Source organism: uncultured Aquincola sp., assembly GCF_964001545.1.
Classification (GTDB): Bacteria; Pseudomonadota; Gammaproteobacteria; order Burkholderiales; family Burkholderiaceae_C; genus Aquincola.
The window spans coordinates 1-3,565 of sequence record NZ_CAXFDV010000313.1 but is presented as its reverse complement, the minus strand read 5'-3'; the positions used below and the strand labels follow the sequence as shown (position 1 = coordinate 3,565).

Below are 3,565 nucleotides of genomic sequence, written 5' to 3'. Positions count from 1 at the left end.
TGGCGCACATCATGCGGTGGGTGTTGATCACGCCCTTGGGCTGCTTGGTGGAGCCCGAGGTGAACAGGAACTTGCCGATGGTGTCCGGCCCCACCGCCGCATGGGCGGCTGCCTCCTGCGGGCCCGGCGCGGTGTCCAGCAGCGTGGCAAAGGGCGTGACGTTGCGGTCTTCCAGCGTGCCCTGGCCCAGCACCACTTCCACGTCGGCCGGCACCGCGTTGGCGATGGCGCGGGCAAAGCGCGCATCGGCCGCGAACACCAGGCCCGGCGTGACCTTGCCCAGGATGTGCTTGAGCTTGGCATGGTCGTTGGACACCAGCGAATACGCCGCCGACACCGGCACGTAGGGCACACCCACCCACAGCGCCGCCACCGACAGCGTGAGGTGCTCGAGGTCGTTGTCCGACAGGATGGCGATGGGCCGCTCGGCCGACAGGCCGCGTGCCACCAGCGCCTGGCCGATGCGCCGCGCGCGGTCCAGCATCTGCGCGTAGCTGATGCGGATCCAGTCGCCGCCTCCAGGCACCGACGGGTCGCGGCGGGCGACGAAGGTGCGGTCGGGTGCTTGGACCGCCCAGTGCTCCAGGCGGTCGGTCACGCGGGCCGGGTAGTCGGCCAGCGCCTCGGTGGACTGCAGCAGCAGGCTGCCATCGGCACGGCGTTCGACGTGCACGTCGAGGCAGCCGCCGACACGGATGTCGCGGTAGGTGGGGTTCATCGCGGTCCTTTCGGAACTGGGGTCGGGGCGCGGGTCAGCTGCTCTTGACGACCTTGCCGGCGCGCTTTTCCAGGAAGTCGCGCAGCCGCGACTTGGCGGCCTCGTCGCCCTGGGCGATGGCAGCCATCAGCGACTCGACGAACAGGCCATCGGGCTGCGACAGGTCGGCGATGCGCGGCAGCGCCTGCATCACCGCGAAGTTGGACAGCGGCGCATTGCTGGCGATGCGCGAAGCCAGCTCGCAGGCCTTGGCGAAGCCGGCGCCGTCGTCCACCAGGTACTGCGACAGGCCGCGCTGCAGGCCTTCTTCGGCGTCGAGCACGCGGCCGGTGAGCATCATGTCGGTCATGCAGGCCACGCCCACCAGGCGCGGCACGCGGGCCGAGCCGCCGCCGCCCACGAAGATGCCGCGCTGGCCCTCCGGCAGGCCGTAATACGCGCTGCGTTCGGCCACGCGGATGTGGGTGCTGCTGGCCAGTTCCAGCCCGCCGCCCACCACCGCGCCGTGCAGCACGGCCACCACCGGCACGCGGCCGAACTGCACCGAGTCCATCACGCCGTGCCACAGCCGCGAATGCAGCACGCCTTCGGCCACGCTGCGCTCGGCCAGCTCCGACAGGTCGAGGCCGGCGCAGAAGTGCTCGCCAGCGCCGGTGAGCACTACCGCCTTCACCTCGTTGGGCAGGTTGACCAGCGCCGTCTGCAGCTGCTGCACCAGCGTGTCGTTCATCGCGTTGCGCTTGGCCGGGCGGTTCAGGCGCACATGGGCCACGTGGGCGGCCAGGCTCACCTCCAGCAGGTCGAGCGAGGCCAGCAGGCCGGTGGCGGGTTCAAAGGCGAGGGTCATGGGCGTGTCCGGGGAAGTCAGAGATTCAGGCGGCGGGCGCGGTGTCGGCGTACTTGCCCAGCCGCAGCAGGCGCATCGCGTTGTCCTTGAGGATCAGCGGCTTGACCTCGTCGCGGAAGCCGGCCTCCTCGAAGTCCTTCATCCAGCGCTCGGGGGTGATCAACGGAAAGTCGCTGCCGAAGAGCACCCGGTCCTTCAGCAGCGTGTTGGCGTACTGCACCAGCTGGGGCGGAAAGTACTTGGGGCTCCAGCCCGACAGGTCGATCCAGATGTTGGGCTTGTGCATGGCCAGCGAGATGGCTTCGTCCTGCCAGGGCCAGCTGGGGTGGGCGATGACGATCTGCATGTCGGGGAAGTCGATGGCCACGTCTTCCAGCAGCATGGGGTTGCTGTTCTGCAGCCGCAGGCCGCCACCGCAGCGCATGCCCGAGCCGATGCCCGAATGGCCGCTGTGGAAGATGGCGGGCAGCTTGTACTCGGCGATCACCTCGTACAGCGGCCAGGCCATGCGGTCGTACGGCTCGAAGCCCTGCACCGTGGGGTGGAACTTGAAGCCCTTGACGCCGTGCTCCTCGATCAGCCGGCGCACTTCGCGTGCGCCCATCTTGCCCTTGTGGGGGTCGACGCTGCCGAAGGCGATCATGATGTCGGGGTTGTCACGCGCGGCCTCGGCGATTTCTTCGTTGGGGATGCGGCGGCGGCCGATCTGCGCCTCGGCATCGACGCAGAACATCACGAAGCCCACCTTCTGCGCGCGGTAGTAGGCCAGGGCCTCGGCCATCGTGGGGCGGCGGGTGGATCGGAAATACTTGTCCGCCGCGCGGTCGTACTCTTCGCCGTAGCTGTCGAACGGGTTCCAGCACGACACTTCCAGGTGCGTGTGGACGTCGATCGCGATCAGGTCGTCGGTCTTCATGGTGGATTGCAGGTCTGCCGGCATTCGCTTAATTTAATTAACTATTCGGGCGCCGGTGACTGGGGCTAACCCTGAGGCATTGGCGCCCCTTGACTGCCACCGGATCGGGGCTTGATTTGGTTCAGTGACTGAATCAAATTCTGAACTCGCGCATCTGGTGCTCCAGTTTGGGGCGCGGCGGGGGGCGGGGCCGCCCGGGGCCGCAGCGTGGAAAAAGGCGCTGTGCGCACACGCGTTTACCAATCGACATACTTTTGCCCCGCGCTTACGCTCGCCGGATGTCGGTATTTCCTCAGACAACGGCGGTGGCGGTATTGCTGGTGGCCGTTGTCATGACCACGTGCTTTGGCCTGGCGGTGCTGGTGCTTCACCGCCGCCATCGCGCCTCGGATGCGCATGCCGCGCGGCTCTCGCGCTTTCTGGCGGCCCTCTCGCGCACCAACCGCATGGTGCTGCGCACCGACGACGAGCGAAAGATCTTTGCCGAGACCTGCGAGATCTGCGTGCAGACCGGCCATGCCGTGCTGGCCTGCATCTACCTGCAGGACGGTACCTTGCTGCGCCGCGTTGCCACCGCGGGGCCGGCCGATGAGGTGCTGGCCAACGTGCCTGACCCGCTGGACACTGAAAACCCGGCGATGCAGAACACCTACACCGTGCGCGCCTTTCGCGAGGGCCGGCACCTGCTGAGCAACCGCTACCAGCAGGACCCGCTGTCGGGCCGCTGGCGCGCGGTGGCCGTGGCCCATGGCATCCATGCCATCGCCTGGCTGCCGCTGCGCAGGCGCGGCATGGTGTACGGCACCCTGATGCTGTGCGCCGATGCGCCCGACTTCTTCGACCCGCCGCTGGTGGCCCTGCTCGACGAGATGAGCGCCGACATCTCGTACGCGCTGGACAACATCGACCGCGAGGAAGAACGCAGCGCCGCGGCGCGCGAGATCGCCGCCGGCCGCGACCGCTTTGAACGCCTGTTCCAGACCGCGCCGATGGCCTCGGCCATCCTGTCGTTCGAAGACCGCAGCGTGATCGACGTCAACCAGGCCACCTGCCAGCGCTTCGGGCTGCGGCGCGAGCAGATGGT

The 3,565-nt window shown here is 68.2% G+C and carries 4 protein-coding genes; 1 reads left to right on the top strand and 3 read right to left on the bottom strand.

Going from position 1 to position 3,565, the window contains the following annotated elements; genetic code table 11:
* From ABNT58_RS11050 to ABNT58_RS11040, 3 genes are all read right to left on the bottom strand, one after another.
* Positions 1–718, bottom strand: a 718-nt coding sequence (locus ABNT58_RS11050) for an AMP-binding protein (RefSeq protein WP_348753529.1), incomplete at its 3' end; no start/stop codon positions are given.
* A gap of 34 nt (positions 719–752) precedes the next feature.
* Positions 753–1,565, bottom strand: coding sequence for a crotonase/enoyl-CoA hydratase family protein (locus ABNT58_RS11045; protein WP_348753528.1), 813 nt, complete (start codon positions 1,563–1,565; stop codon positions 753–755).
* Between the two features lie 25 nt (positions 1,566–1,590).
* Positions 1,591–2,481 (bottom strand): amidohydrolase family protein, encoded by an 891-nt coding sequence (locus ABNT58_RS11040; protein ID WP_348753527.1) that lies wholly within the window; start codon positions 2,479–2,481, stop codon positions 1,591–1,593.
* Positions 2,482–2,813: 332 nt separating this feature from the next.
* Between ABNT58_RS11040 and ABNT58_RS11035 the strand changes: the two genes are divergently transcribed.
* Positions 2,814–3,565, top strand: a 752-nt coding sequence (locus tag ABNT58_RS11035; RefSeq protein WP_348753526.1) for a GAF domain-containing protein, incomplete at its 3' end; no start/stop codon positions are given.

What these genes read in the sequence shown, in the direction of transcription:
- ABNT58_RS11045 (WP_348753528.1), bottom strand. Translation starts at nt 1,565, where the DNA reads ATGACCCTCGCCTTTGAACCCGCCACCGGCCTGCTGGCCTCGCTCGAC.
- ABNT58_RS11040 (WP_348753527.1), bottom strand. Translation starts at nt 2,481, where the DNA reads ATGAAGACCGACGACCTGATCGCGATCGACGTCCACACGCACCTGGAA.